The sequence below is a fragment of the Aeromonas sp. DSM 116730 genome (assembly GCF_046581335.1).
In the GTDB taxonomy this organism is placed as follows: domain Bacteria; phylum Pseudomonadota; class Gammaproteobacteria; order Enterobacterales; family Aeromonadaceae; genus Aeromonas; species Aeromonas rivipollensis.
In genome coordinates this window covers 1,491,249-1,517,369 of the sequence record NZ_CP144265.1, presented here as the reverse complement: position 1 = coordinate 1,517,369, position 26,121 = coordinate 1,491,249, and the positions used below count along the sequence as shown (strand labels likewise).

The window sequence follows — 26,121 nt, the reverse complement described above, 5'->3', positions numbered from 1 at the left end:
ATTGTTCCTATCGATGGTCAGACGGATAACGAGCGGAGGAAAACAGGGTCAGATCTTGGCAGGATCGAGTCCTGCTGCTTTCAAACGAGCTGTAAGGTTGCGCATCTTGCTAAATTCGGTGCCAAGACTCTCTTTGAGTTCCACTTTTTCGCAAAACTTTTTAGCCGTCACGTGCTTGAGTTCGTCAGCATACTTGAGCATTTGCAAGTGCATTTCGACCATGTATTGGTTGCGAGGTGCCGCTAACAAGGCACTTTTGATCTGCTGATAGATCTCTTCCTCAGTCACTCAGGAACTCCAAATCGGTAGGGCACAGCTAATTTAGCTAAATTAGCTTACAGCACACTGAATGGCAAGCTGAAAAGCCTCAAATGTAACTTTCAACTAATACAACAGAACACATTTACAGTGCATTCTCAGGCAAGATGCCCCATCACTCTCCTTCGAGAATCGCAGGCGGCGCACTCTGGCCATCACACCTGACTTGCCCCAAGGAGTTGGTGCGGCAGTTGGTGCCATCGGAGGCTCGCAGGTTGCCGAGACTATCCTTGCGCCAGGTGACCGTATCGCCGGTACCGGGATTGCTGACGCGCACATTGCCCAGACTGTCTTTGCGATAGGTGGTGCCTTCGCTGCTGCGGACATTGCCGAGGGAGTCTTTCCGCCAAGTCGTGCCACTTTGCGAGTCCCTGACGTTGCCGAGATTGTCTTTGCGCAGGGTGCCGCTCTTGCCATCGTCACACTGGTAGCGAGTATTACCGAGGCTGTCTTTGCGGTAGGTACAGTCGGTAGCCTGCACTGTTTGAAACAATAACCCCAGTAGCAAAACAGCCACTAAGGTACAGGATGGGAAACGGGCAGCCTTGATGCGATAACGCTTGGGACCTTCGCAATCACAGCTAGTATTTTGAGTGCTACAGGTCATATCTCCCCCCTGACCGTTGACTGATAGACTGCTGATTTCTTTGGGCTGACTATATCCATCCCGCCTGACCATCTCGATACTGTGGTTTTTCACATGTCGTGTTTTCAGGCAGATGAATTAAATAGAAGATGAAGGATTCGCAGAGATGGTTGCCGTATCTACATGATAGAAGGCCCCGCACAGCATACCGTAGACCAAGCGCACCCGGCTATCTGGCCCCAGCAACACACCTAACAGAGCCTCCCCACCTTTCAGATCATCGCTGTGCCAAAAACACCAGAGCGAGGCTTCTACCACATCGAGCCAACTGGCGTGACCGAGTTGATTGCGCGCCTTGCGCCGCCAACTGCCTCGCATCACGGCGCCCGTATTGAGGGACTCAGGCGCCAGGGCGCGGATCTCCATTGCCGTCATAGTGAGACCATCCAGCTTGGCCTGCTGGCCACCATGGTTTCCCCGCAACAGTTTGTCGAGCAGCAGCGCCAACCATCGCATTGCATCTTGGCATTCGAGGCTGCCATCCTCACCCAGCAAGGCGGCAGCGCCAGCCATCAGTTGCTCCCTCCCCTGGTAGACAGGCAGGTCCGTGCGATCCAGCCGGTTTTGCTCGATATGCATAGCCAACCGTGCCAACCTGCACACTTCAGACTCAGCTCTGGCATGCACTATCTTGGGTAAGCCAATTGCTAACTCTTCCCTTGCGACCACCGTGATGAGCTCGTGAACCTGCTCGGCAGTGGCCAGACAACAAAGTCCTTTGAGCAAGGCAGTATCCTGATAGCGGCTCATAAGCAGGCTCCTTTGGCACAGACTTCAGATGCGAGCAGTATATGTAGCTTGTATACTCATGCCGATACTGGTTACATCCACATGTCGTATTTTGGAGCACGTATGACCCCCAAGGAGCTCACCTGGGATCAGACCCTGCGCTTTCGTCTGCTGGAGATAGTGCTGCAGTGGGAAGGTCGCCTCACCACCAATCACCTCTGCACCGCATTCAACATCGGCCGTCAGCAGGCATCGCGAGATATCAACCTCTACCTCAACGACTATTCGCCAGAGGGGCTGGTGTATGACAAAAGGCTGAAGGGATACAAACCTACCGCTCAGTTCGCCCCCCGTTTTAGCGAGGGCAAGGTGGATGAGTACCTGATGCTGCTGCACCGGGAGAAACAACATCAACGCCAGCATGTAGCTGGGGTTTTGAGCCTACCTCTGATGGACCTGCGCTATGGACATATCGAGATCCTGGATGTGCCTAACCGCCATATCGACCCCGTCATCGTGCGGGGTTTGGTACAAGCAGCCCGCCATCAACTTCGGGTGGATGTGGACTATGTGTCGCTGAGTTCGGCTGAGCAGAGCGGGCGCAATATTGTTCCGCACACACTGGTCTATGACGGCATCCGCTGGCATGTGCGGGCCTATTGCGAGAAAAAAAGGGACTATCTGGACTTTGTGATGAGCCGGTTTCGTGGCGAACCTGAGCTGCTTGATACCTCCCCTCACGGTCGGGATCAGGATCTTGAGTGGAACACCCAAGTCACTGCGGTGGTCATCCCCAATCCAACCCTCAGCGCAGGGCAACAGGCCATCATTGCCAGTGACTATGCCATGCAAGATGGCAAGCTGCAGCTCAACCAGCGCATCCCTTTGATGCATTACGCGCTGGAGCGCATGCAAGTGAGCTATAACGGCGATCACGAACAGCATCCGCTGCTCTACCCGCTGGTGCTGGCAAACCGGGACGAGTTGGTAGCCAAGGGCTGCATCTTCAAGCTCCGAAGCCCGGATTTGCGCGAGAGTTAAGGTACTTAGGGTGTTCCCAGAATAAAAACATGGCTACAGGAAGGCTAGCCCCGTTTGTACCTACTTACTTGCTCAAGAAAGTAGCTGCCCAGCTCACCCTTATGCTGGCTTGCTTCGCTTTCTGCGCTGGCCAAGTGACCGTTGCGCTCTTTCCATACCGCATATGCGGCAGCCTTCTCGACCTCGACCCGTTCTTGCTGCTCTTTCGGTAGGGCACACAGATTGTGACTCATACTGGCCTCTTTGTTATTTGTTGGCGCCATGGTACGCCATCACTGGCATGCGGGACTTGCGCTGGTTCAAAGGTGGCGCGCTATAATGCCTGTGTATAAATACAGGTGTTTTGCCATGAAGCTGTTAACCCCAGACCCATCACCCGCCGAGGTGACCATCCCGCTGTTCTTGCACCGCGCCTCTTGCGGCTTTCCCAGCCCAGCCAGCGACTATCTGGAAGGGAAGTTGGACCTCAACACCCATTGCGTGTCGCACCCTGCAGCAACTTTCTATCTGCGTGCCGAGGGGGAGAGCATGACCGGGGCCGGCATCTTTCCCGGTGATTTGCTGGTGGTCGATAAGAGCCTGACCCCGCGCCATGGTGACGTGGTGATTGCACTGCTCGATGGCGGCTTCACGGTCAAGACCTTGCAGCTCAAGCCGAGGTTGCGGCTGTTGCCAGCCAATCCGGCGTTCGCGCCTATCGACCCTTGTATGAGCCTCTCCCTGGAGTTGTTCGGAGTGGTCACCCATGTGATTGGCAATCTGAGGCAGCGTGATGGCTATAGCGCTCGTTGATGTAAACAACTTCTACGCCAGCTGTGAGCGGCTGTTTCGCCCTGAGCTGCGTGGCCGCCCGATCGTGGTGCTCTCCAACAACGATGGATGCGTGGTGTCGCGTAGCCCCGAAGCCAAGGCGATGGGTATCAAGATGGCCGGACCCTACTTCAAGATCCGCGAGCAGTTCGAGGCGCATGGCGGTGTGGCATTCAGCTCCAACTACGCGCTCTATGGAGATATGTCTGGCAGGGTGATGAGCACGTTGGAGACCATGGCCCCCGAGCTGGAGGTCTACTCCATCGATGAAGCATTCCTGTCACTGTCGGAGTCGTTTGCCGGGGACCTGACAGCCTATGGACAACAGATCCGGCAGCGAGTGTGGCAGTGGACCGGCCTAACGGTAGGGGTTGGGATCGGCCCCACCAAGACCCTCGCCAAGCTGGCCAACTATGCAGCTAAGAAGTGGCCTGCCACTGGCGGCGTTGTGGACTTGCGTGACGAGCTGCGCCGTGCCCGGCTGATGGCTATCACCCCGGTGGATGAGGTGTGGGGCATAGGACGGCGCTTGGGAGCCAAGTTGGTGGCACAAGGCATCAACACCGTGGCTGACCTAGTGGCTAGCGATGCCAAAGGGTTACGCGCCCAATACAGCGTGGTGGTCGAGCGGATCGTACAGGAGCTGCGTGGCCTGCCTTGCGCAGAGCTGACCGTTGAACCGGCGGCGAAGCTGCAGATCCTCTCGAGCCGTTCCTTTGGTGAGCGCGTAACTGACCGTGGAGAAATGGCCCAAGCGTTGTCAGGCTTTATGGCTCGCGCAGCCGAGAAGCTGCGGGCCGAGTGGATGTGTTGCCAGAGGGTGCACCTGTTCGTGCGAACCAGCCCCTTTGACGAACTAGCCCCTTACTACAGTGAGCAGGCTGGCGTCCGGCTGGTCTGCCCTAGCGATGATACCCGGTTGCTGCTGCAGCAAGTGAACGTGCTGCTACCGCAGATTTGGCGCGACGGTTACCGCTATCAGAAGGGTGGGGTCATGCTGAGTGAGTTCACCCCCAAGGGGCAGCAACAGGCTGACCTGTTTGCCCCGTCCTCCGCTCAATCGGATGCGCTGATGGCAGTGATGGACCAGATCAAAGCCAAGGGATTGGGACGCGTAGGCTTTGCCAGCCAAGGCACGGGGTCGCCTGAGTGGATGATGCGACAAGAGCACCTGAGCCCCTGTTACACCACTCGCTGGGAGGACCTGCCGGTGGCCAGGTAGTCCTGAGTCTGTTAGTTGCGGGGCTGGATGGTTTACGCGTCAGGATCCAGTACCTCCCAACGTCCGCTCTTACGCGGCCCAACAAAACGTAATCGCCCATCTTTGACCAGCACGGCAACAGCTCTCTCCACTGTACTGGTCGACTTGCCAATCCGCTCTGCAACTTGCTTGAGCGTTATGGTCGGCTCAGCCGTCAGTTCCGCCAAGATGGCCTGCGGTGTTTTCACCCGTTTTTCTACCTGCGTTTCAACCTTCATTTCTACCCGCATTTTCTCCTGATGAGGTGATACTGCTGCTGGTTGAATCGAAATCGCCTGGGCCAGCGCATCGCGCAGCGCTTCCAGTAAAAAGAGGATAAACTCGGTACAATTACTGCGACGATCAGCCTGACTTAGCTGCTGATAGTAGTGATCTTGCCGTGCCTTAATGAGCGTTTCCACTGGTAAGAAGGCCATGACAGGCTGCCAGCGACTCAATATCACCGTCTGCCATAAACGTCCCATCCGACCATTTCCATCCGCAAAGGGGTGTATAAACTCCAACTCATAATGCAAGGCACAGGAAGCGATCAACGGATGAGCCTCGGTCTCAGCCAGCCAGGCCAATAGTTGCCCCATCAGACGAGGGACCTGGTTCGCAGGGGGAGCCATATGCACTAACTGCTCGCCTCGATAGATACCTACGCCACCGCTACGCCAGTGACCCGCATCATCACAGAGTCCACGCATCAGGAGTCCATGAGCACCAAGTAAATCTTCCGCTGAAGCAGGATCCCAATCAGGCATTACCTCATAGGCAGCAAACGCATTACGGACCTCTTGGATTTCCCGTGGAAGCCCAAGTACCGTCTTCCCCTCAATCACTGCCGTCACCTGCTCAACACTCAGAGTATTGTGCTCAATAGCTAGCGAGGCTTGGATGGTGCGGATCCGGTTCTCTCGACGCAGCATCGGCACCTGGGAGCTCTGAGCAAACCGCCACTGCCCCACCAACTCGGCGATCTCCGCCACCCGGCTCAACATGGCGTGGGTCAGGGTGAAGGGTGGGGAATAGGCTGCCATGGGTTACTCCAACTGATGCGATAACAAATGAGGGTTAGCTTAACAGATCCGGGAGCAGAAACTCCCGGATCAGATGCCATCTAAAACTGCAGTAAAAATCTTTTTATCAACACCAATAAGCCTTCAAAGGTTACTCCCCCCGAAACACTGATATCCCTCTCCACGGCGCTTCGATTCCTTTTTGGCAAGGTAGGCCGCATGGAGCAGCACTTTTTTTATAGCCACAGGATCATCTGAGAACACTTCGTGCTGTCCCTCCTCAGAAAGTTGAACCAACCCTCGCCTCCTGCAAAAATCAATTGATAAATCCGTTTCAAAGACGGCTCGATGCCAAGCCACTCGAAGCTTGTTTGCCAGATTCATATTCTCAGACTTAAATCTTCCCAGAGAGCAATAGGCATCCCCATTTAAGAAAAACATCAAGTGATAGTGAGGAACGACAGCCTCTGCTGTTTGCTCCCTCGCCCAAACATATCTGATTACTGTTTTGCGAACCCTTTTCCCATTTGTAGCTTGGCACAGCTGATCCAGCACAAACAGTTTATCAAGTTCCGCAAAGAATGCTTTCAGCACAGCGCCATGATAACGTGAACTACCTTCTGATAGCATCCTAGTAAACAAATTATCAGGGAAGCGAAGGTCAACTCTAAAGGCAAAGACCCTAGAGTATTGAGTAAAAGCATCATTCATCACAGCAACAATTTTACTGAGGTTATCCTTATCGAAAGTAAATCCATTTTTCTGATAGTGGCGTTCAGCCGCAACTCGATATTCATTAAGAGTGTCGAACATATTAAACTCCATAAATAAAAGCATGGCCACATGCTTCGAATGTATGCCTGCATTAAAATTAAGGTAGCGGTTTGCAAGTGTGCATTAGCATATCTGCATTGAAGATTTGAAACAGTACTATCAGCTTAGCGATATGATGGGTTATGGATTTCGGTATGCTGATGGTTATGACATCCACATGTTTGTACTGTCGTTCTGCATACTTGAGTATGCAGTGTTATTCGATGTTTACTTGCACTCCTTATTTATATATTACTATTGCCGACACCAAAGTATTGAATGTAAAACCAACCAAATAACTCTAACCCTAGATAGGACAAGACTTGTAACCTGAACAACGAGCCAATTTATTTCAATTGCTCGTCAGAAATTAGCCCTAGCGAAGATTTATTTTCTCTTCAATCCACGACTCTATTTCAGAGCTAACCCAAGCAACAGATCTTGGGCCTATCTTGACTGATGCTGGAAATTTACCGTCATTCATCTGACGATAAACTGATGCTTTAGAGAGTGATGTCATTGCGATGACATCTTTCAACTTAAGTAGTTTCATGATGAGCTCCTTTGTCGTCCATAGGACGTGGTGCTCGTGTAAAAACATAGCGAAACAGAAAACGTAAACCCCATATATCTTGATCAAATTCCGTTACCCAAGAGAGCCTTTAAAAGGCACAGGTCTACATCTCATTAGTAGAGCTGAGGCACCAACTTGGTGAGCTAAGCTAAATACCTGATCCTAATAGTGCTACACCTTCACTGTTTCATAGCCATTTCCAGGGAGAGACGACACTGTATCCATGAAGTGCTTCACTCAAGCCAATAGGTTGACCATTCCTCTGCATTGGTGATTGCGTGTGATGGCTTCATGTAACTTGTGCCATGTATTCAACGCTAACGATCCAGATATCATTACCCAACATTCACTAAGTGAAGGCATCTCTTTATGCTCCTCACTCACAGAGGATAACGTGGCCCAATTATGGGCACAGGCATTCAAGTGCCTAGGGTTGTACTGCGCGCCTATCTACATGCCCGTTGATAGAGATTACATGCCATCCTCCCCGACACGGTAGGCCTTCAATACCTTCATCGGAACCCAAGAAAGTAAGCTGGTGATGGACAAAAGCACGGTGATGCCGCGCTCAAGCATGGAAAAACACGCTACAAAAAGACATTGCAAATCACTCAAAAACAAGCTAAAAAACAACCAACAAACAACCTGAAACAGCAACAAAATTACTTAGTAATGCATTTTTGATAGGCTGATAAAATTATGCCAACAATATATAGTGAGAATGGTCTAGAAATAAAACCCACTATCTCTTTATCCAAAAGGGAAAGGGAGTTCACCCTCAGATTATTAAATAAAGGCGTATCCTTACCTGTAACTGATGAGGAAATAATCAGTTACCTTTCCAATAATAGTAGCATCCTTATAAATAGAGCTAATTGTGGACTTGGCTCTCCCCTCAAAAATTTTGAGGGGAGCATTGCCCCTCGAGAGTTAATAATAAGTAGTATTAAATCTGAGTGTATAAACGAAACAAATTTTAATTGGATAGATACAAAAAACGATCGCTTGTGTAATTACGTATGGGCATACATACGCTCTTTAACTAAATATCCTGATGCATCACCTTTAACTATGGACGTTGGGATCAGAATAGATGGCGCATTTGAAGCACCCCAGACATTTCATGTATATAACAACTGGAGTCTAGACCTTTCACCAACTAACAATATCAGCAAAAAAAATGGCATCATTTCTTTTTTTGATATAATCGATGCAAAAAATGAACAGAAAATAAAGGATGTTGAATTTTTAAAATTGAGATGGCAAAGTACTGGCCAAAAAATGGATGTGAAGACATGGATAGAAAATTGTGATAGCAAATGGGCATGGAGTTATTTGTTTGAAAATCCAAAGACAGGAAATAATAATCCTCCGATATGGTTTATCAACAGAGATAATTCTTCGGCAACCAAAGACTGCATTGTTACACTCTTTGACCTGCTAAATGAAGTTCCACCAGCCAGAGAACTGACGCTTAGAAAAATGAAGTCAGCCTGGTCACAAAAATCATTTCGTGACAAGAACAATGGGAAAAAATCAGTTAGTGTTGTCTTGCCAGAAAAGATAATTAGCATGCTAGACGAAATTTGCATGAAAACTGACAGAAGAAAAAATGAAGTAATAATTAGACTCATTAGGAATGAGTACGAAAAGATATCCAAATAAAAAAACACCAGCATTTGCTGGTGCTTTCTTATTTTTTCCTTCTGAAATCCACAGAAACTATATTTCCAGTATCATTTTCTTCCATGGTTACGGTAATTACTGACTCTATGAATCCGCCCCATGATAAGAATAGCACTCGCAACTTATCTGCCATCCCTCCAACTTGGTAGGTCCTAATGAGACGGTCTTTTGGTACATGATTAAGTAGTAATTCAATTAGTCGTTCTGGTGCATCCAAATATTCTGCTGTACCTGTTGCTACACTTCGACGCAGATCATGCGGGCTGAATGGTTCAAGCTCAGCTAAGTATTTTATCCTTACACGTTCTAACGCCTTGGTAACCGCATCACCAGTAATAGGATGTCCAATCTTGCTAGTAGATTCAAATACGAATTGTCCCTGTGATAAAGCCTCTTGTTGTTTCAGTATACGCTGCGCTAGTGGGCATAATGTTACAACATGCGTTCGTCCATTTTTCGTTTCAGGAATTGTCCAACGATCACCATTAATTTGTTCCCATTTCATAGCTACAGCTTCTGAGCGCCGGACAGCAGTTAAACAAATTAGTCGTAAACAATTTGCGACCGAAAGAGACAACACCACATTAGAAGCTATACCACGCCCTCCATTCGCTTTGGCGCCAGCTCCTGATGTTGCTTGCTCAAGTGCAAGCCATAATTTCCTTAATTCCTCTTTAGCCAGCCACCGCTCACGAGGAGGCGGCATTGATGCTCCAAACATGGCTGGTTTTAACAGTCGAGCGGGATTTATTTCAATGTAGCCTTGAAGAACCGCATGATCCAGACATTGATTCAACACGATTAATCCCTTTCGTGTCCCTTCAGCCGTATCTACTTGGCGAAAATGCTCATACAGTACGGCACGTGACAAGTCACAAACACGAAGATTGCCCAAAGCTCTTTCAATATGGCGTGTAAAAGTTCCCTCATAGTCAGCCAGTGTTCGTGGACCTATTGGCTTTGACTTGGCGCGTAACATCAACCAATCACGATACACTTCCCGCAGTGTTGGCATCTGGGTATTTTTGATCTTGACCTCTTTCGCTGCCTGGCGCGGATCAATTCCCTGCTTCACAAAAGCAACAGCATCAGCATGGGCGAGACGAGCAGCAGCCAAACTCATAGCGGGGTGACTTCCCAGCAGCAACTCTCCTTCTTTTCCAGCCAATTTGTAACGATAGATAAAACGCTTCAAACCGTGCCTACGAAGCTCCAACTTCAAGCCGCCACCATGCTTGGACTGAACTGCAAACCGCTGCACTGTTGCACCTTCTCTCAAGGCCGCAGCAGAGATTTCTGTAGCTGTATTGAGTAGCTTATTCACCACGTTTCATACCCCTCTCCATACCCCGCTTTTGTGATGATATGGCGTGGAACTACCTGAGACAACATGAGTCTTCAGAAAGATCGCATTATATTGATTTTATTTATGTTATTTAGAATTTGTCGTTCTTGGTGAAACTTCTTGATTCTATAAAAATCTGGATTCGTAATGCGAAGGTCGCAGGTTCGACTCCTGTTTCCGGCACCAGGTAAAACAAAGGGTTAGCTTCATTCAGACGCTAACCCTTTGTGCTTTTTGTGATGTGGGCCCCCGCCAGGGGCTCTGATTGTCCCCGCGAGCACCCAGCCCATTTCTTTCATATACCGGCGATGTCCGGTTCTTCCATTCTGCCCCTGACACGCCAACCGGGAGGCTGAGCAGTCAAGGCGTGAGCCCCAGGCGAATGGCCCCAAGATGGCGGCACCTGGCCGGGCTTTGGCCGCTCGGGTGCGTCTTATTGCACGGCATAGATCTGGTCGAACACCCCGCCCTCCTTGAAGTGGGTGCTCTGGATAACAGGCCACTCGCCAAAGGTCTTCACCACGTTCAGGAAGGTGGCGTTCGGGAAGCGATCGGCAAATTCGGCGAGAATTGCCGGGCTTCGCGGGCGCAGGTAGTTGTTGGCGGCGATGCGCTGGCCTTCGTCAGACCACAGGTAGGCCAGGTAAGCCTCGGCCTCCTTGCGGGTGCCCTGCTTGTCGACCACCTTGTCGACGACCGCCACCGGGAGCTCGGCCACGGCGGTGACGCTCGGGTAGACCACCTCGAAGCTGCCGCGGCCGAACTCGCGGGCTATCATCTCGGCTTCGTTCTCGAAGGTGATCAGCACGTCGCCTATGCGGTTCTGGATGAAGGTGGTGGTGGCCGCGCGGCCACCGGTGTCGAGCACGGGGACTTGCTTGAACAGCTTGCCGACGAACGCCCTGGCCGCCTGCTCGTCGCCCCCCTGCTCCAGTACATAGCCCCAGGCCGACAGGTAGGTGTAGCGGCCGTTACCCGAGGTCTTGGGGTTGGGCACTATCACCTGCACCCCCTCCTTGAGCAGATCAGGCCAGTCCTTCAGCCCCTTGGGGTTGCCCTTGCGCACGATGAACACAGTGGCCGAGGTGAAGGGCGCGCTGTTGTCCGGCAGGCGGGCCGCCCACTCTTTCGGGACCAGGCCGCCATGCTCGGCCAGGGCGTTGATGTCGGTGGCCATGTTCATGGTGATGACATCGGCGGGCAGGCCGTCGATGACTGCCCGCGCCTGCTTGCTCGAGCCGCCGTGGGACATATTGATCTGCAGCGGCTCGCCGCCTTCCGCCTGCCAGTGTTTCTGGAAGGCGGCGTTGTAGTCCTTGTAGAAGTCACGCATCACGTCGTAGGAGGCGTTGAGCAGGGTGGCGGCCTGGGCCATCGGGGTGAGGGCCAGTCCTGCGGCGAGCAGGGTGGCGGGCAGGAGTCGTTTCATTGCACGTCCTTGGAATGAGAGTCGAGTGACCAACTATAAGAGCCACCCATTTATTCTTTGAAAGAATAATTAGTGCGCAGCTTATGCAATTAATGGCATCCCCTCGGCCGGGCTCAGCGAACGAGCCGGATGCCGGCTGCGAGTCGGTCGCCGGTTTTCTCTGGCCGGTGATGACGGTAAGGGCCGGTGCACATCATGGAAGGCGCTTGTGCAGCGCTTGCTCCCGGTCTGGGCGGGTTTATCCCCGCGACCAGGCTGGGCTTTGCATGGTCAATCGCACCTAAAAAAACAGGGCGAACCAGATGGTTCGCCCTGTGGCTGTCACGCTGTCAGCGAGAGAGACTAGCCCTGCCCTTCGGAGGCCGCCGGGGCCTCCTTGGGTGCCTGCCAGCCGCCACCGACCGCCTTGTAGAGGGCGACCTGGTTGCTGAGCTGGGCCAGGCGGGTGCTGATCAGCCCCTGTCTGGCGCTGAACAGAGAGCGCTGGGCATCCAGCCTCGTCAGATAGCTGTCCACCCCTTGCTCGTAGCGGAACTCCGCCAGCTTGAAGTAGGTCTGGTTGGCATCCACCAGATCCTGCTGGGCCTGCAACTGCTGCTGGTAGTCCGCCTGGGCACCGAGGGTATCCGCGACCTCCTTGAAGGCGGTCTGGATGCTCTTCTCGTAGCTCGCCACCGCCTGCTTGGTGCCGACCTCGGCCACGTCCAAATCTGCCACCCGCTTGCCACCGTCGAAGATGGGCAGGTTTATCTGGGGCATGAAGGTCCAGGTGCCGGTGCCGCCGTCAAACAGCCCGCTCAGCTGGTTGCTGGCGGTGCCCGCCGTCGCGGTAAGCGAGATGGTCGGGAAGAAGGCGGCACGGGCCGCGCCTATATTGGCGTTGGCCGCCTTCAGGCTGTGCTCCGCCGCCAATATGTCTGGCCGCTGTTGCAGCAGGCTGGAAGGGGCCCCCACCGGGATGGCCGCCAGTTGCACCTCGGCCAGGGTCGCCGGTTGCCCCTCCAGCACCGGCACCTCAGTGCCGAGCAGCAGGGCCAGACCGTTTCTGTCCTGTTTCACCTGACGCTGGTATTGCGCCTGGCTGACCCGGGCGTTCTCAAGCGCCGTGCGCCCCTGCGCCAGCTCCATCTCGGAGGCCGCTCCCAGCCGGTACTTGTGCTGGGTCAGGGCATAGCTCTCCTGCTCGGTCGCGAGCGTCGCCTGGCTCAGCGCCAGCAGCTCCTGATCCGCCAGCAGGGTGAGGTAGGCATTCGCCACCGAGGCGATCAGCGCTATCTGGGTGCTGCGCTGGGTCTCGATTTGCGCCAGGTAGTTCTCCAGCGCCTGATCTTTCAGGCTCTGGATCCGGCCAAACAAGTCCAGCTCATAGGCGGTGATGCCGATGTCGGCGCCGTACTGGCTGCTGATGCTCCCCTGCCCCGTGCTGCTGAGATCGTCGGATCCCTGCTGACGGGTGCCTGAACCGCTGGCGGCCAGGGTCGGCAACTGGGCCGCCCGCTGGATCCGGTATCTGGCCTCATAGGCCTCGACGTTGAGGGCCGCGAGCCGCAGATCCCGGTTGTTCTCAAGGGCGGTATCGATCAGCTTTTGCAGCGCCGGATCGAGGAACTGTTGCTGCCAGGGGGCCAGCGCCCCCTTGGTGGCGAGGTTCTCTTGCCAGGAGGCGCCTTGCGGCACCTCGGGGCGTTGGTAATCGGGGGCCATGGAGCAGGCCCCCAGCAGCAGCGTCACACTCAGGGCGACCAGGGTCTTAGTCATGTTGGGTCTCCTTGGTCGGCGCGGCGCGCTCCTCGGCTGAACTCTGCTTGGTGAAGTAACGCATCACCAGCACGAAGAAGAGCGGCACGAAGAAGATGGCGAGCACTGTGGCCGTGATCATCCCCCCCATGACGCCGGTGCCGATGGCGTTGCGGCTGCTGGCGCCGGCACCAGTGCTTATCACCAGCGGCAAGACGCCGAGGATGAAGGCGAGTGAGGTCATCAGGATCGGGCGCAAACGCTGGCGGGAGGCTTCCACCACCGCATCGCCGAGCTTCATCCCCTTGTCATGGAGCTCCTTGGCGAACTCCACGATCAGGATGGCGTTCTTGGCCGACAGCCCTATAGTGGTGAGCAGGCCCACCTGGAAATAGACGTCATTCTCCAGGCCCCGCAGGGTGGCCGCCAGTATGGCGCCCAGCACCCCGAGCGGCACCACCAGCATGACGGAGAACGGAATGCTCCAGCTCTCGTACAGCGCCGCCAGACAGAGGAAGACCACCAAGAGCGAGATGGCGTAGAGCGCCGGCGCCTGGGAGCCTGCCTGACGCTCCTGGAAGGAGAGCCCCGTCCACTCTATGCCTATGCCTTCCGGCAGCTGTTTCACCATCTGCTCTATGGCCGCCATGGCGTCACCCGTACTCTTGCCCGGGGCCGCTTCACCGACTATCTCCATGGCGGAGACGCCGTTGTAGCGCTCCAGGCGCGGCGAGCCGAAGCTCCACTCGGTGCTGGCGAAGGCGGAGAAGGGCACCATCTGGCCCGCGCTGTTACGCACGTACCACAGCTTGAGATCCTCCGGGTTCATCCGGAAGGGGGCATCCGCCTGCAGGTAGACCTTCTTGACCCGGCCTCTGTCGACGAAGTCGTTCACGTAAGAAGAGCCCCAGGCCGCCGACAGCGTGTTGTTGATGTCGCTGATGGAGAGCCCCTGAGCCAGCGCCTTCTCGTAATCTATCTTGATGTCGAGCTGGGGGGTATCTTCCATCCCGTTCGGGCGCACCCGCACCAGGTTGGGATCCTGCGCCGCCATGCCGAGCAACTGGTTACGGGCCTGCATCAGCTTCTCGTGCCCCAGACCACCGCGGTCCTGCAGGAAGAAGTCGAAGCCGGTGGCCGTGCCGAGTTCCGGGATGGGAGGCAGGTTGAAGGCGAACACCTGCGCCTCCTTGATGCTGAACAGATAGCCCATGGCGCGGCCTATGATGGCATTGGCACTGCGCTCCTCGCCTTTACGCTCGCTCCAGTCCTTCAACTTGATGAAGGCCATGCCGCTGTTCTGGCCGCTACCGGCGAAGCTGAAGCCCGCCACCGTCAGCACCGAATCGACGTTGTCCTTCTCGTTCTTGAGGAAGTAGTCGCGCATGTCGGCCAGCACCACCTCGGTACGCTCCTTGGTGGCCCCCACCGGCAGCTGCACCATGGACATGATGACCCCCTGATCCTCTTCCGGCAGGAAGGAGGTGGGCAGGCGCATGAAGAGCACCGCCAGCACCGCCAGCATGGCCAGGTAGATGATGCTGTAACGGGTCCCCTGCTTGATCACCTTGCGCACGCCGTTCTGGTAACGGTTGGCATTGGTGTCGAAGAAGCGGTTGAACCAGCCGAAGAAGCCGCGCTGGGCACCGAACTCCCCGTGTTTCATGGGTTTGAGCAGGGTGGCACAGAGCGCCGGGGTCAGGATCAACGCCACCAGCACAGAGAGCACCATGGCCGAGACTATGGTGAGGGAGAACTGGCGATAGATGGCGCCGGTCGAGCCGCCGAAGAAGGCCATGGGCACGAATACCGCCGACAGCACCAGGGCTATGCCCACCAGGGCACCGGTGATCTGGGTCATGGACTTGCGGGTCGCTTCAAGCGGGGAGAGCCCCTCCTCGCTCATCAGCCGCTCCACGTTCTCCACCACGACGATGGCGTCATCCACCAGCAAGCCGATGGCGAGCACCAGACCGAACATGGTCAGGGTGTTGATGGAGAAGCCGAAGGCCGCCATGACCCCGAAGGTACCAAGCAGCACCACGGGCACCGCTATGGTCGGGATCAGGGTCGCCCGGAAGTTCTGCAGGAACAGATACATGACGCAGAACACCAGGAAGATGGCCTCGATCAGCGTCTGCACCACCTCCTCGATGGAGATCTTCACGAAGGGCGTGGTGTCGTAGGGGTAGACGATCTTCATGTTGGCCGGGAAGTAGCCCGACAGCTCATCGAGCTTGCCGCGCACCTCGTCCGCGGTATCCAGGGCATTGGCCCCGGTGGCCAGCTTGATCGCCAGCGCCGCCGTGGCCTGACCGTTGTAGAGGGCGGAGGCATCGTAGCTTTCGCCGGCGAGCTCGACCCGGGCTACGTCCTTGAGCAGCACCTTGGAGCCATCCTGGTTCACCCGCAGCAGTATGTTGTTGAACTCCTCCGGGGTGGAGAGACGGGTCTGCCCCATGATGGTGGCGGTGAACTGCTGATCGTTCACCGCAGGGGTGCCCCCCAGCTTGCCGAAGGCTACCTGGGCGTTCTGGGCCTGGATGGCGGCCTGCACGTCTCCCGGGGTCATCTGTACCCGGTTGAGCTTGTGGGGATCCAGCCAGACACGCATGGAGTACTGGCTGCCGAACAAGGTGATGTCACCCACCCCATCCAGTCGGCTCAGGGGCTCCTTGATGTTGGAGACCACGTAATCGGCGAGATCGTCGTTGGTCATGCTGCCATCGGTGGAGATGAAGGCGGCCACCATCAGGAAGCTGCTGGAGGTCTTCTGGACCCGCACACCCTGCTGCTGCACCTCTTGGGGCAGGAGCGACATGGCCTGCTGCAACTTGTTTTGCACCTGCACCTGGGCGATGTCGGGATCCGTACCCGGCTTGAAGGTGAGGGTCACGCTGACGTTGCCGGACGAATCGGACTGGGCAGACATGTAGAGCAGGTGATCCAGCCCCGTCATGTTCTGCTCGATGATCTGGGTCACCGAGTCTTCCACCGTCTTGGCGGACGCCCCCGGGTAGCTGGCAGAAATGCCGACGGCCGGCGGGGCTATGGTCGGGTACTGGGCGACCGGCAGGCCTATGATGGCCATGGCCCCGGCCAACATGATCACCAGGGCAATCACCCAGGCGAAAATGGGTCTGTCTATGAAAAATCGTGCCATGAGGCGACTACTCCATCCTACTGCTTGGTGACCTGGGTCTGATCGGCTTGTGCTGTCGTGGTGTTGTTGGCGCGCTCAGCGGGCGCCACCAGGGCACCGGGTTTGACCTTCTGCAGACCAGCCACTATCACCTTCTCGCCGGCCTTGAGGCCGGACTCCACCACCCAGCTGTCGCCAACCACGCGGCTGAGCTGCACTTCCCGCAGCTCGACCTTGTTGTCCGCGGTCACCACCATGACGGTGGCACCGCCTTTTGGCGTGCGGGTCACGGCGGTCTGCGGCACCAGCAGGCCTTGCGGGCGCTCGCCCTCTTGCAGGGTGGCGCGCATGAACATGCCGGGCAGCAGCAGATCATGGGGATTCGGGACCAGGACCCGCAGGGTCACCATGCCGGTGGTCTCGTCCACTGTCACGTCGGAGAACTGCAAGGTCCCCTGCTCGCCGTACTGACTGCCATCTTCCAGCTGGAAGCTGACCTTGGCACCATCCTGCTGACCCTGGGTCAGCTTGCCGGCAGCGACCTGGCGCTTGAGGCGCAGCAGATCGGCGGTGGACTGGCGCACGTCCACATACATGGGATCGAGCTGCGAGATGGAGGTGAGGCTGTCGGCCTGCTGGGCGGTGACCAGGGCACCCTCGGTCACCGCAGACTTGCCGATGCGGCCGCTGATGGGGGCGGTGATCTTGGTATAGGCCAGGTTGATGTTGGCGCTCTGCAGGGCGGCCTTGGCGGCCCCGATCTCGGCAACCTGCTGTTTCCAGGCTGCGTCGGCGTCGTCATACTCCTGACGGCTGATGGCTTTCACCTTCACCAGCTCGGCATAACGCTGGGCCTTGAGACGGGCGCTCTGCTCGTTGGCCTGTGCCTTGGCCAGGTTCGCCTTGGCGCTGGCGACGGCGGCCTGATAGACGGCGGGATCGATCTGGTACAGCAACTGGCCGGCCTTGACGTCGCTGCCTTCGGTGAACAGGCGCTTGAGGATGATGCCATTCACCTGGGGACGCACCTCGGCCACCCGCAGGGGGGCGGTGCGGCCGGTGAGCTCGGACATGAGTTGCAGCGGTGCGGCATGGAGAGTGACCACGTCCACGGCGGCAGGCGGCATCTCGCCCGCCCCTTGCCCGGCCTCGCCCTTGTCGCCACAACCAGCCAGCAGGCCGCTTGCCAACAAGGCAAGGCCCACCGAACGTGCGAGAATGTGTTTATGCATGGAGTTTCTGAGCCTCTGTTTCAAACAAAAAAAACCACAAAACCACAGGGTTTATAGGGCCCCTGTTGGTAAAACTGCGAAGATGAGGCAATATACATACATTCATAAATGTATGTAAGTAACTTTTTCCCCTTTTAACAGGTACAGATCCGATGGCCAGAAGAACCAAAGAAGAAGCGCAGCAGACCCGCTGCCACATCATGAGCACGGCCCTGAATCTGTTCTGCCAACAGGGATTGGCGAAGACCAACCTGACCGACATCGCCAAGGCGGCAGACCTGACCCGGGGGGCCATCTATTGGCACTTCAAGAACAAGGAGGAGCTGTTCGTCACCCTGTGGGAGGAGCTGTGCGCCCCCCTCTCCCACCAGCTCGATGCCTGTGTGGATGAGCAGGAGCCGGATCCCCTCGGCAAGCTGCGCCTCTTCCTCAAGGAGGTGATATGCAAGATCAGCACAGAACCCGCCCACCAGCAGATGTTCACCATCATGTTCAATCTGGAGTCGCTGGAAGGAGAGGCCATCTCCCTGCGGGATCACATGCGTCAGCAATCCATCAACTTCTTCCGGGATCTGGAGATCACCCTGGGCAACGCAGTACGCCTCGGCCACCTGCCCCAAGGGCTGGATCTGCGCCGCGCCACCACGCTGCTGCACTGCACCCTGGATGGCTACATCATCAACTGGCTGCACTTCCCGGAGCGCATCAACCTTGTTCAAGAGGCCGACTTCCTGCTCGACACCCTGTTCGGCCTGCTCGCCAACCCCTCTCCCTCGCTTCTGCGCCGTCCATGATGACGCTGGTTGCACGCAGGGCCGGGGAGGATCCTCAGCAGATCTGAACAGAGCGGGGCAAATTTGCTAGAGTAGCCGCCCACCTTAGAGACGAGCCCTATGCCACTGTCACTCTCACCCGCCCAAGGCACCCAAGGTGCTGTCCTTCAGGCGCCCCGCCCCGCCCTCATCGGCCAGGCCCACTCCCCCTTCCTGGCCCACTTGCAGCCGGGTGCTCACCTGCTGGAAGCCGGCTGCGGCGCGGGGGAGGATCTGCACCATTTTCGGGAGCTGGGGTTCATGGTCACCGCCTTCGATGCCAGCCTGAGTCAGGCCAGCGCCGCCTCGCGCCTGTGCGGCCAACCGGTGCGGGTCTGCCGCTTCGAGCAGATGCACAACGTGCTGCCCTATGACGGCATCTGGGCCAGCGGCTCGCTGCCCTGCCTGACCGAGGAGGAGCTGGCCCCTGCCCTGATGCACCTCGCCGGCCTGCTCAAACCACAGGGGCCCCTCTACTGCTCCTTCCCCTATGGCGAGAGTGAACCCGCCAGCCCCTTGCCCCCCTCACAGGAGGAATATCCGCTGCTGACCCGGCTCGATGAGGCCCGGTTGACGCAGCTGATCGCCCCCCTGCCGTTTGAGCTGCATCAGAGCTGGTGCAGCCAGGATGCGGTGCACGGCCGCTGGCTCCATGCCCTGCTGATCCGCGACCCCAATCCAGCCACAATTAATCAATATCGCGGCCGTCGATCCAGACAGGGTGCCCGACGTGATTCAGCATCCAGGTAACAATATTTAACTCTGAGTTAACCAGGTGATGGCAGACAAGATGCGGCATTTGTGTTAAAAAGCGGCATTAAAATCAAGATTAAATAACAAAACAGACACCAACACCTGGATTCCCCCATGAAACTCGTCCTCAATCTGATTGCCGGCATCCTCGCCGGTCTCCTGCTCGGCCTCTACGCCCCGGAATGGGTCGCACGGGTGCTGTTCACGGCCAAGACAGTGATAGGTCAGCTGATCACCTTCACCATTCCGCTCATCATCCTGTTCTTCATCATGAGCGGCATCGCCAGCCTGCCGAAGAACTCCGGCAAGCTGCTCGGCAAGACGGTGGCCCTCTCCTACTGCTCCACCATACTGGCGGGCCTGTTTGCCTTCACGGTGGCGAGCCAGCTGATCCCGCAGCTGACCACGGCCGCCGAGCCCACGGCGCAGGCCGCCATCAAGCTCAGCTCCTATATCAATCTCGAGATACCGCCGCTGTTCGGGGTGATGTCGGCCCTGGCCGCCGCCTTCGTGTTCGGTATCGGCATCAGCGCCACCCAGGCCACCGACCTGCGCCGGGTCGCCGATCAGGGCCGTGACATCATAGACCGCCTGCTGGCCCGCGTGATCATCCCGCTGCTGCCCTTCTACATCGCCGGCGTCTTCGTCGAGATGACGGTGGAAGGCACCGTCTTCGCCACCCTCAAGACCTTCGGCGTGGTGCTGGTGATGGCCATCGTCATGCACTGGCTCTGGCTCTCCGTGCTCTTCATCGGCACCGGGCTGGCGCTGGGCCGCTCCCCCGCCATGCTCATCAAGAACATGCTGCCCGCCTACTTCACCGCGCTCGGCACCATGTCCAGCGCCGCCACCATCCCGGTGGCCCTGCAGGCCAGCAAGAACAACGGCGTGAGCGACGGCATCGCCAACTTCACCGTACCCCTGTGCGCCACCATTCACCTCTGCGGCTCCACCATCACGCTAGTAACCTGCGCCACCGCTGTGATGTTCCTCTCCGAGCACCTGGCCATCCCGGGTTATGGCACCATGCTGCCCTTCATCATGATGCTCGGCGTCATCATGATTGCGGCGCCGGGTGCCCCTGGCGGCGGCGTCATGTCGGCGCTCGGCCTGCTCACCTCCATGCTCGGCTTTGGTGAAGCCTCCATCGCCCTGATGATCGCCCTCTACCTGGCCCAGGACAGCTTCGGCACCGCCTGCAACGTCACAGGTGACGGCGTCATCGCCCTCTGGGCCGATCGCTTCGCCCAAGTCGGGGAAACCACGCGTTCCCCCGAGCGCGACGCGGCCTGATCGCACACGCCATAAAAAAACGGGAGCCACTGGCTCCCGTTTTTTTATGGCTGACATTTGAGGTCAACCGCGCCGGCGGATAACCCCCTCCTGCGCTGTGCTCGCCACCAGCACGCCGTCACGGGTGAAGAACTGACCGCGTACCAGACCACGGCCGCCGCTGGCGCTCGGGCTGTCCACCACATAGAGCAGCCAGTCATCCAGCCGGAACTCCCGGTGGAACCACATGGAGTGATCTATGGTCGCTACCTGCATGTCCGGCTCCCAGTAGGAGACACCGTGGGGCTGCAGGGCGGTCAACAGGAAGTTGAAATCAGAGGCATAGGCCAGCAGGTAGTTGTGCACCCGCTGGTCATCCGGTATCTGCCCATTGGCCTTGAACCAGACGTGACGCAGGGGCGCCTCTATCGCCGGACGGATGGGGTCAACCAGGGTCACCGGGCGGATTTCGATGGGCTGCTCGCAGAGGATCTTGTCGCGCAGGGTGGCCGGGATCAGCTGCTCGTAGGGACGCACCAGCTCCAGCTCGCTCTTGAGCAGTTCAGGCGGGGTGATCCCCACCGGCATTTGGGCCTGATGCTCGAAGCCGCTGGCCTCCACCTGAAACGAGGCATTGAGGTAGAAGATGGGCTTGCCGCCCTGAATGGCCTTGACCCGGCGGGTGGAGACTGTCTGACCGTCGCGGATATTCTCTACGTCATAAACGATGGGACGAGTCACATCCCCGGGGCGCAGGAAGTAGGAGTGGAAGCTGTGGACCTGGCGATCGGCGGCCACCGTCTGCTTGGCAGCTGACAAGGCCTGCCCCATTACCTGTCCGCCAAACACGGCCCGCAGACCGAGATCCTGGCTCTGGCCCCGAAACAGGCCCTCCTCTATTTTCTCCAGCGCCAGCAGTGCCAGCAGCTCATCCAGTACCTTGCTCATTCTTATCTCCTGTATTCAGTGCGGGAAAGGCTAACAAGCCCGCCCCGCCAGGGCAACCTTGCTGACGCCCATTCTCCCGCAGCCACCCTTTTCCGACCTCCTCCTTCAAAAGGGGGGAGGAGAATCACCACAAACAAAAAGCCCGCACCAGAGGGTGCGGGCTTTTGCCTGGCCCGGGCCGACCACGTCATGCCACAGGCATCGGCTTACTTGCTGCCGGTACCGGAGTTGCGGGTCGAGGCTTGTGGCTTGCGACGGGCCGTGGTGCTGCGAGCGCGCGGCTCCTTGCCCTGCATATCCTTGTGGCGCTTGACGGCACGACGGATCTGGGCGGCCTGCTTGTGGCGGGTGCTCTTGCCATCCTGCTGCAGGTCGACCTTGGACTCGGTCTCGTTGGGCAGATTGACCAGGCCGCGCAGGTAGTTCACCTCGGGCAGTTTGAGCTCCTGCCAGCCACCGCGGGGGATGCCGCGATCCAGGGTGACGTCACCGTAGCGAATGCGCATCAGGCGGCTCACCTGCACTTCCTGGGATTCCCACAGGCGGCGCACTTCACGGTTGCGACCCTCGGTCAGGGTGACGTTGAACCACTGGTTCAGCCCTTCACCGCCGGCCGGCTTGATCTTGTTGAACCTGGCCATGCCGTCTTCCAGCTGCACGCCCTTGCGCAGGCGCTGCAGCATGGCTTCGGTGATCTCGCCAAAGACGCGCACCGCGTATTCCCGCTCCACTTCGTGGCTCGGGTGCATCAGCCGGTTGGCCAGCTCGCCGTCTGTGGTGAACAGCAAGAGGCCGGAGGTGTTGACGTCGAGGCGGCCGACCGCAATCCAGCGGGCCCCGTCCATCTTGGGCAGACGATCAAACACGGTGGGACGACCTTCCGGATCGTGACGGGTACACATCTCCCCTTCGGGCTTGTGATACGCCAGCACGCGGCAGATCTGCTCCTCGGCCGCACGGGTCTTGACCTGGTGACCATCCACCCGGATCACGGCGTTCACTTCGACGCGATCCCCCAGCATGGCGACCTTGCCATCCACGCTGACCCGACCTGCGGTGATCAGGGCCTCCATCTCACGACGGGAGCCTTGACCCGCGCGGGCCAATACTTTTTGCAGTTTTTCACTCATCGGGTTTACCTGATTGTTGATCGCTGCCCGCTGACATAGCGGACAACATTGACTCCTGTGACGCGCCCTCTGGGCATCGCCACCACGTTAATGCGCAAGACGGCCTGCCGCTTATTGACCGTCGCTCCCCTCGCCCAGCATGACCGGCAAGGGGGAGTGCAGCTCGGGATCCAGCTCGGGGAGCTGCTCCAGACTCTGCAGATTGAAATAGTCCAGAAATTCTCGGGTGGTGGCGAGCAGCTCGGGGCGACCCACCACCTCCTTGTGACCTATGCTGCGCACCCAGCCGCGCTCCTTCAGGGTATTGATGATCTGGCTCGATACCGCCACCCCGCGGATGGCTTCTATCTCGGCCCGGGTGATGGGCTGACGATAGGCAATCAGGGTCAGCGTCTCCAACACGGCGCGCGAATAGCGGGGCGCCCGTTCGCTCCACAGGCGCGACAGCTCCTCGGCATACTCCTGGCGGGCCTGGAAGCGCCAGCCGGAGGCGACCTCCTTGAGCTCCACCCCCCGCTCGCTGTAGTCCTGCCTGAGCTCCGCCAGCAGCAGCTGCACATAGCGGCTGGTCACCGGATAATCGGCCAGTACGCTGCTTTTCAGCTCGCTGACATTGAGCGGACGACCGGCCACGAACAGCGCCGCCTCGATCAGGGTTTTTAAGCGTTCAGCAGGCAGCGCCATCACGCATCCCTCCCTGAATCAGGGTCTTGAATCGTTCAGTGGGCAGCGCCACGGTTGCCCTCCCCGTCCGGACTGCCCGGGGCGAACCGCCACTCAGTGTACCTGCTCATGCTCTCCCCCTTCCCCCTGGCTCGCCAATGCAAAATGGATCGGCCCCAGCGGCTCGGCCTGCAGGATCCAGATCAGCTGCTCCTTGCACAGCTCCAGCAGGGCCAGGAAGGTCACCAGCACCCCCATGCGCCCCTCTTCGGCCCGTAGCACCTGCTCAAGGCGCAGGGTCTGGCCCAGGGAGAGCATGGCGAGGATCTCCGCCATGCGCACCCGGGTCGGGATCTGCTCGCGGCGGATCTGGTGATGTTCAAAATGAGTCGCGCGTTTTACCACACTTTGCATGTAAAGGGCGAGCTCAACCAGCGAAACATCGGGGGTCAGCGGCTTCAAGGCGCCAAAATCCGGTGGCAGGGCGGTGGCGATGAAGATCTCTCGCTCCAGCCTCGGCAAGGCGTTGACCCGCTCCGCGCCCAGCTTGTAGCGCTCGTACTCCTGCAGTCGGCGGATCAGGGTGACGCGGGGGTCTTCCCCCTCCTCCTCGTCTTCCAGCTCCGGGGCCTTGGGGAGCAGCAGGCGGGATTTTATCTCCGCAAGCCAGGCCGCCATCAGCAGGTATTCCGCCGCCAGCTCCAGATTGAGCCCCTGCATCAGCTCCACGTACTCCATGTACTGGGCGGTGATCTGCAGGATAGGCAGGTTCAGGATGTCCAGCTGCTGACGCCGGATGAGGTAGAGCAGCAGATCCAGCGGCCCCTCGAAGGTGTCGAGGAACACCTCGAGCGCATCGGGCGGAATAAACAGATCCTGGGGCAGCTCATGGTAGGGCTGCCCCAGCACTTTTGCGATGGGCGAGGGGGCCATAGGCGGGGGAAGCAGGCCCTCCCCCGTCGCACCCGGCGCGATCATCGCCTCGGGTACAGGCTCGGCAGTATCACTCAAACGGCGTCGGATCCCCGGCACCGCGACGGCGCAGCACGGGCTCGTCGTCGGAGAAGTCCACCACAGTGGTGGGCTGCTCGCCCAGATAGCCACCGTTGACCACCAGATCCAGCTGCTTGCCGAGCTTGTCGGCGATCTCTTCGGGATCGAACTCCGCCATCTCGGAGCCCGGCAGGATCAGGGTGGTGGAGAGCAGCGGCTCACCCAGGGCCTCCAGCAGGGCCAGGGCTATGTTGTTGGCGGGCACCCGGATGCCGATGGTCTTCTTCTTCTCGTTCATGAGGCGGCGCGGCACCTCCTTGGTGGCCTTGAAGATGAAGGTGTAGGGGCCTGGGGTGTTGTTCTTCACCAGCCGGAAGGCGGTGTTGTCCACCTTGGCGTAGGTGGAGATCTCCGAGAGATCCCGGCACACCAGGGTGAAGTCGTGGTTCGGATCGATGCGGCGGATGCGGCAGATGCGCTCCAGCGCGTCCTTGTTGCCCATCTGGCAGCCCAGGGCATAGCCGGAGTCGGTGGGATAGACGATGACGCCGCCGTTTTGCAGTATCTGCACCGCCTGACCGATGAGGCGAACCTGGGGATTGTCCGGATGTACGTAAAAATGCTGACTCATATGCTCTTCTCGCGATAGGGGCACACCGGGTGCCCGCTTCATGGTCACGGGCCGCCTGGCCCATGACATTACCTTAACCTGTTTGGCACAGACTCGCCCGTACCAAAGACGCGATCCGACCGGATCGGCCTCCTCCTGTCAGCGGCTGGCCAACAGGCTGGCATGCTGCTCCTGGCTGAGCCCGAAGTGATCGGGGTGGCCTAGCCAGAGTGGCATCCCCTCCTTGGGCAGCCACAGATGACGCCCCAGCTCGGTCCAGTTGGAGGGGAAATGAAAATCCGATCCCACCGAGATGTAGAGATCGTGATCCTTGGCCCACTGGCCGAGATTGGCCCGCTCCTGGGGGCTCTGCTGGGGCAGGGAGACCTCCATGGCATCGCCACCGGCCGCCTTGAAGGCCACCAGCAGCCGCTTGACCCACTTGGCGGTGAGACTGTAGCGGCTGGGGTGGGCCAGCACCGCCAGCCCGCCCGCGGCGTGAATGGCGGTGATGGCCTCGCCCATCTCGGGCCACTCGGCGGGCACATAGCCCTTGTTGCCCCGGCTCAGGTACTTCTTGAATACCTTTTGCATGTTGTCGGCCACCCCGCGCGCCACCAGCACACGGGCAAAATGGGCGCGAGTCACGGCGGCGTCACCGGCGAGCTGCTTGGCCTCTTCATAGGTGCCCGGGATCTGGCACTTCTCCAGACGACGCCCTATTTCCAGGGCGCGCGCCTCGCGGCGGGCCCGCTGACCGGCCAGGAAAGCGACCAGCTGCGGATTTTTTTCATCCACCCCGAGCGCCACTATGTGGATCTCGTGGTGCTCCCAACCGCTGGAGATCTCGACCCCGCTCACCAGTCGCAGCGGCAACTGCTCGGCTTTGATCGTTGCGCGGACTTCATCAAGCCCGTCAAGGGTATCGTGGTCAGTGACCGCTAACACTTCCACCCCTTTCTCGGCGGCGCGGCGCACCAGATCGGCGGGGCTCAGCACGCCATCCGAGGCCGTGGTATGACAGTGAAGATCGAATCTCATCGGCTTGTTTCGCTCTCATCAGGGGGCCTGCTTGGGAAAAAGAAGGCAAAAAAGCGACTTGACTTGGCCGCGGCTTTATCGTTTTCTGTAGGCACTTCATTGCAAACATCTTTTTACAGGACTCTATCATGCAAA

Annotated in this window: 25 protein-coding genes and 1 pseudogene; 7 read left to right on the top strand and 19 right to left on the bottom strand. The window is 57.9% G+C overall.

Annotation, left to right across the window (positions count from 1 at the left end; all coding sequences use genetic code 11):
* Nucleotides 1–48: 48 nt before the first annotated feature.
* The 3 genes from Aeroheme_RS07065 to Aeroheme_RS07055 form a co-directional block, all read right to left on the bottom strand.
* Complete coding sequence (locus Aeroheme_RS07065) at nucleotides 49–288, bottom strand: transcription factor (protein WP_411166968.1); 240 nt, start codon at nucleotides 286–288, stop codon at nucleotides 49–51.
* Between the two features lie 145 nt (nucleotides 289–433).
* The gene (locus Aeroheme_RS07060; protein WP_411166967.1) at nucleotides 434–811 is read right to left on the bottom strand and encodes a hypothetical protein; all 378 of its coding nucleotides are present in this window, start codon (nucleotides 809–811) and stop codon (nucleotides 434–436) included.
* Nucleotides 812–1,042: 231 nt separating this feature from the next.
* Entirely contained in the window at nucleotides 1,043–1,714 is a 672-nt protein-coding gene (locus tag Aeroheme_RS07055; RefSeq protein WP_411166966.1) for an ADP-ribosylglycohydrolase, read from the bottom strand.
* Between the two features lie 102 nt (nucleotides 1,715–1,816).
* On the opposite strand from Aeroheme_RS07055, the gene Aeroheme_RS07050 reads away from it, so the two are divergent.
* Nucleotides 1,817–2,734 carry a WYL domain-containing protein gene (locus Aeroheme_RS07050; protein ID WP_411166965.1) on the top strand — a complete coding sequence of 306 codons (918 nt, stop codon included), beginning with the start codon at nucleotides 1,817–1,819 and terminating at the stop codon, nucleotides 2,732–2,734.
* 44 nt (nucleotides 2,735–2,778) lie between these two features.
* Here Aeroheme_RS07050 and Aeroheme_RS07045 read toward each other — a convergent pair whose 3' ends face one another.
* A complete protein-coding gene (locus tag Aeroheme_RS07045) occupies nucleotides 2,779–2,967 on the bottom strand; it encodes a DUF3283 family protein (RefSeq protein WP_050664990.1) in 189 nt (62 codons plus the stop codon).
* 115 nt (nucleotides 2,968–3,082) lie between these two features.
* Between Aeroheme_RS07045 and umuD the strand changes: the two genes are divergently transcribed.
* Both umuD and umuC read left to right on the top strand, forming a co-directional pair.
* Nucleotides 3,083–3,526, top strand: a complete 444-nt coding sequence (gene umuD / locus Aeroheme_RS07040; protein ID WP_411166964.1) for a translesion error-prone DNA polymerase V autoproteolytic subunit — start codon at nucleotides 3,083–3,085, stop codon at nucleotides 3,524–3,526.
* Nucleotides 3,507–4,766, top strand: a complete 1,260-nt coding sequence (gene umuC / locus Aeroheme_RS07035; protein ID WP_411166963.1) for a translesion error-prone DNA polymerase V subunit UmuC — start codon at nucleotides 3,507–3,509, stop codon at nucleotides 4,764–4,766. Before umuD ends, umuC begins: the two co-directional genes overlap by 20 nt.
* Nucleotides 4,767–4,798: 32 nt before the next feature.
* Here umuC and Aeroheme_RS07030 read toward each other — a convergent pair whose 3' ends face one another.
* From Aeroheme_RS07030 to Aeroheme_RS07015, 4 genes and pseudogenes are all read right to left on the bottom strand, one after another.
* The gene (locus Aeroheme_RS07030) at nucleotides 4,799–5,827 is read right to left on the bottom strand and encodes a Fic family protein (protein WP_411166962.1); all 1,029 of its coding nucleotides are present in this window, start codon (nucleotides 5,825–5,827) and stop codon (nucleotides 4,799–4,801) included.
* Between the two features lie 123 nt (nucleotides 5,828–5,950).
* Entirely contained in the window at nucleotides 5,951–6,619 is a 669-nt protein-coding gene (locus Aeroheme_RS07025; protein WP_411166961.1) for an inovirus-type Gp2 protein, read from the bottom strand.
* Between the two features lie 376 nt (nucleotides 6,620–6,995).
* Nucleotides 6,996–7,172, bottom strand: a complete 177-nt coding sequence (locus tag Aeroheme_RS07020; RefSeq protein WP_042011383.1) for a helix-turn-helix transcriptional regulator — start codon at nucleotides 7,170–7,172, stop codon at nucleotides 6,996–6,998.
* A 192-nt stretch (nucleotides 7,173–7,364) separates the two neighbouring features.
* A pseudogene (locus tag Aeroheme_RS07015) lies at nucleotides 7,365–7,499 on the bottom strand (IS630 family transposase); the annotation flags it as partial.
* A 393-nt stretch (nucleotides 7,500–7,892) separates the two neighbouring features.
* Here Aeroheme_RS07015 and Aeroheme_RS07010 point away from each other — a divergent pair.
* Entirely contained in the window at nucleotides 7,893–8,858 is a 966-nt protein-coding gene (locus Aeroheme_RS07010) for a hypothetical protein (protein ID WP_411166960.1), read from the top strand.
* Nucleotides 8,859–8,886: 28 nt separating this feature from the next.
* Here the strand turns inward: Aeroheme_RS07010 and Aeroheme_RS07005 are convergent, their stop codons facing one another.
* The 5 genes from Aeroheme_RS07005 to Aeroheme_RS06985 form a co-directional block, all read right to left on the bottom strand.
* Nucleotides 8,887–10,203: a tyrosine-type recombinase/integrase gene (locus Aeroheme_RS07005; RefSeq protein WP_084202276.1), complete on the bottom strand. Its 1,317-nt coding sequence runs from the start codon at nucleotides 10,201–10,203 to the stop codon at nucleotides 8,887–8,889.
* 454 nt (nucleotides 10,204–10,657) lie between these two features.
* Complete coding sequence (locus Aeroheme_RS07000; RefSeq protein WP_303805713.1) at nucleotides 10,658–11,653, bottom strand: sulfate ABC transporter substrate-binding protein; 996 nt, start codon at nucleotides 11,651–11,653, stop codon at nucleotides 10,658–10,660.
* Between the two features lie 342 nt (nucleotides 11,654–11,995).
* Nucleotides 11,996–13,411, bottom strand: coding sequence for an efflux transporter outer membrane subunit (locus Aeroheme_RS06995; protein WP_411166959.1), 1,416 nt, complete (start codon nucleotides 13,409–13,411; stop codon nucleotides 11,996–11,998).
* Nucleotides 13,404–16,553, bottom strand: a complete 3,150-nt coding sequence (locus Aeroheme_RS06990) for an efflux RND transporter permease subunit (RefSeq protein WP_411166958.1) — start codon at nucleotides 16,551–16,553, stop codon at nucleotides 13,404–13,406. Before Aeroheme_RS06990 ends, Aeroheme_RS06995 begins: the two co-directional genes overlap by 8 nt.
* A gap of 17 nt (nucleotides 16,554–16,570) precedes the next feature.
* Complete coding sequence (locus Aeroheme_RS06985) at nucleotides 16,571–17,764, bottom strand: efflux RND transporter periplasmic adaptor subunit (protein WP_411166957.1); 1,194 nt, start codon at nucleotides 17,762–17,764, stop codon at nucleotides 16,571–16,573.
* 152 nt (nucleotides 17,765–17,916) lie between these two features.
* Here Aeroheme_RS06985 and Aeroheme_RS06980 point away from each other — a divergent pair, with 152 nt between their 5' ends.
* The 3 genes from Aeroheme_RS06980 (at nucleotide 17,917) to Aeroheme_RS06970 (ending at nucleotide 20,622) form a co-directional block, all read left to right on the top strand.
* Nucleotides 17,917–18,558 carry a TetR family transcriptional regulator gene (locus Aeroheme_RS06980; RefSeq protein ID WP_059168626.1) on the top strand — a complete coding sequence of 214 codons (642 nt, stop codon included), beginning with the start codon at nucleotides 17,917–17,919 and terminating at the stop codon, nucleotides 18,556–18,558.
* A 99-nt stretch (nucleotides 18,559–18,657) separates the two neighbouring features.
* Nucleotides 18,658–19,326 carry a class I SAM-dependent methyltransferase gene (locus Aeroheme_RS06975; RefSeq protein WP_411166956.1) on the top strand — a complete coding sequence of 223 codons (669 nt, stop codon included), beginning with the start codon at nucleotides 18,658–18,660 and terminating at the stop codon, nucleotides 19,324–19,326.
* Nucleotides 19,327–19,443: 117 nt separating this feature from the next.
* Nucleotides 19,444–20,622: a dicarboxylate/amino acid:cation symporter gene (locus Aeroheme_RS06970; RefSeq protein WP_059168628.1), complete on the top strand. Its 1,179-nt coding sequence runs from the start codon at nucleotides 19,444–19,446 to the stop codon at nucleotides 20,620–20,622.
* Nucleotides 20,623–20,685: 63 nt separating this feature from the next.
* Here Aeroheme_RS06970 and tesB read toward each other — a convergent pair whose 3' ends face one another.
* The 6 genes from tesB to rnm form a co-directional block, all read right to left on the bottom strand.
* The gene (tesB, locus tag Aeroheme_RS06965; RefSeq protein ID WP_103244559.1) at nucleotides 20,686–21,549 is read right to left on the bottom strand and encodes an acyl-CoA thioesterase II; all 864 of its coding nucleotides are present in this window, start codon (nucleotides 21,547–21,549) and stop codon (nucleotides 20,686–20,688) included.
* Between the two features lie 206 nt (nucleotides 21,550–21,755).
* Nucleotides 21,756–22,679 carry a 23S rRNA pseudouridine(2605) synthase RluB gene (gene rluB, locus Aeroheme_RS06960; RefSeq protein WP_103244558.1) on the bottom strand — a complete coding sequence of 308 codons (924 nt, stop codon included), beginning with the start codon at nucleotides 22,677–22,679 and terminating at the stop codon, nucleotides 21,756–21,758.
* Nucleotides 22,680–22,790: 111 nt separating this feature from the next.
* Nucleotides 22,791–23,363: an SMC-Scp complex subunit ScpB gene (gene scpB, locus Aeroheme_RS06955; protein ID WP_025327615.1), complete on the bottom strand. Its 573-nt coding sequence runs from the start codon at nucleotides 23,361–23,363 to the stop codon at nucleotides 22,791–22,793.
* A gap of 93 nt (nucleotides 23,364–23,456) precedes the next feature.
* Nucleotides 23,457–24,353: a segregation and condensation protein A gene (locus Aeroheme_RS06950; protein WP_171276470.1), complete on the bottom strand. Its 897-nt coding sequence runs from the start codon at nucleotides 24,351–24,353 to the stop codon at nucleotides 23,457–23,459.
* A complete protein-coding gene (locus Aeroheme_RS06945) occupies nucleotides 24,346–24,966 on the bottom strand; it encodes an L-threonylcarbamoyladenylate synthase (RefSeq protein WP_103244556.1) in 621 nt (206 codons plus the stop codon). The genes Aeroheme_RS06950 and Aeroheme_RS06945 overlap by 8 nt, the downstream gene beginning before the upstream one ends.
* A 138-nt stretch (nucleotides 24,967–25,104) precedes the next feature.
* Nucleotides 25,105–25,986 (bottom strand): RNase RNM, encoded by an 882-nt coding sequence (gene rnm / locus Aeroheme_RS06940; RefSeq protein WP_411166955.1) that lies wholly within the window; start codon nucleotides 25,984–25,986, stop codon nucleotides 25,105–25,107.
* Between the last annotated feature and the right edge of the window lie 135 nt (nucleotides 25,987–26,121).

What these genes read in the sequence shown, in the direction of transcription:
- Aeroheme_RS07045 (WP_050664990.1), bottom strand. Translation starts at nt 2,967, where the DNA reads ATGAGTCACAATCTGTGTGCCCTACCGAAAGAGCAGCAAGAACGGGTC.
- Aeroheme_RS07050 (WP_411166965.1), top strand. Translation starts at nt 1,817, where the DNA reads ATGACCCCCAAGGAGCTCACCTGGGATCAGACCCTGCGCTTTCGTCTG.
- Aeroheme_RS06980 (WP_059168626.1), top strand. Translation starts at nt 17,917, where the DNA reads ATGGCCAGAAGAACCAAAGAAGAAGCGCAGCAGACCCGCTGCCACATC.
- Aeroheme_RS07010 (WP_411166960.1), top strand. Translation starts at nt 7,893, where the DNA reads ATGCCAACAATATATAGTGAGAATGGTCTAGAAATAAAACCCACTATC.
- Aeroheme_RS07020 (WP_042011383.1), bottom strand. Translation starts at nt 7,172, where the DNA reads ATGAAACTACTTAAGTTGAAAGATGTCATCGCAATGACATCACTCTCT.
- Aeroheme_RS07000 (WP_303805713.1), bottom strand. Translation starts at nt 11,653, where the DNA reads ATGAAACGACTCCTGCCCGCCACCCTGCTCGCCGCAGGACTGGCCCTC.
- Aeroheme_RS06945 (WP_103244556.1), bottom strand. Translation starts at nt 24,966, where the DNA reads ATGAGTCAGCATTTTTACGTACATCCGGACAATCCCCAGGTTCGCCTC.
- Aeroheme_RS07025 (WP_411166961.1), bottom strand. Translation starts at nt 6,619, where the DNA reads ATGTTCGACACTCTTAATGAATATCGAGTTGCGGCTGAACGCCACTAT.
- Aeroheme_RS06995 (WP_411166959.1), bottom strand. Translation starts at nt 13,411, where the DNA reads ATGACTAAGACCCTGGTCGCCCTGAGTGTGACGCTGCTGCTGGGGGCC.
- umuD (WP_411166964.1), top strand. Translation starts at nt 3,083, where the DNA reads ATGAAGCTGTTAACCCCAGACCCATCACCCGCCGAGGTGACCATCCCG.
- rnm (WP_411166955.1), bottom strand. Translation starts at nt 25,986, where the DNA reads ATGAGATTCGATCTTCACTGTCATACCACGGCCTCGGATGGCGTGCTG.
- Aeroheme_RS07030 (WP_411166962.1), bottom strand. Translation starts at nt 5,827, where the DNA reads ATGGCAGCCTATTCCCCACCCTTCACCCTGACCCACGCCATGTTGAGC.
- umuC (WP_411166963.1), top strand. Translation starts at nt 3,507, where the DNA reads ATGGCTATAGCGCTCGTTGATGTAAACAACTTCTACGCCAGCTGTGAG.
- Aeroheme_RS07055 (WP_411166966.1), bottom strand. Translation starts at nt 1,714, where the DNA reads ATGAGCCGCTATCAGGATACTGCCTTGCTCAAAGGACTTTGTTGTCTG.
- Aeroheme_RS06975 (WP_411166956.1), top strand. Translation starts at nt 18,658, where the DNA reads ATGCCACTGTCACTCTCACCCGCCCAAGGCACCCAAGGTGCTGTCCTT.
- Aeroheme_RS06985 (WP_411166957.1), bottom strand. Translation starts at nt 17,764, where the DNA reads ATGCATAAACACATTCTCGCACGTTCGGTGGGCCTTGCCTTGTTGGCA.
- tesB (WP_103244559.1), bottom strand. Translation starts at nt 21,549, where the DNA reads ATGAGCAAGGTACTGGATGAGCTGCTGGCACTGCTGGCGCTGGAGAAA.
- scpB (WP_025327615.1), bottom strand. Translation starts at nt 23,363, where the DNA reads ATGGCGCTGCCTGCTGAACGCTTAAAAACCCTGATCGAGGCGGCGCTG.
- rluB (WP_103244558.1), bottom strand. Translation starts at nt 22,679, where the DNA reads ATGAGTGAAAAACTGCAAAAAGTATTGGCCCGCGCGGGTCAAGGCTCC.
- Aeroheme_RS06970 (WP_059168628.1), top strand. Translation starts at nt 19,444, where the DNA reads ATGAAACTCGTCCTCAATCTGATTGCCGGCATCCTCGCCGGTCTCCTG.
- Aeroheme_RS06990 (WP_411166958.1), bottom strand. Translation starts at nt 16,553, where the DNA reads ATGGCACGATTTTTCATAGACAGACCCATTTTCGCCTGGGTGATTGCC.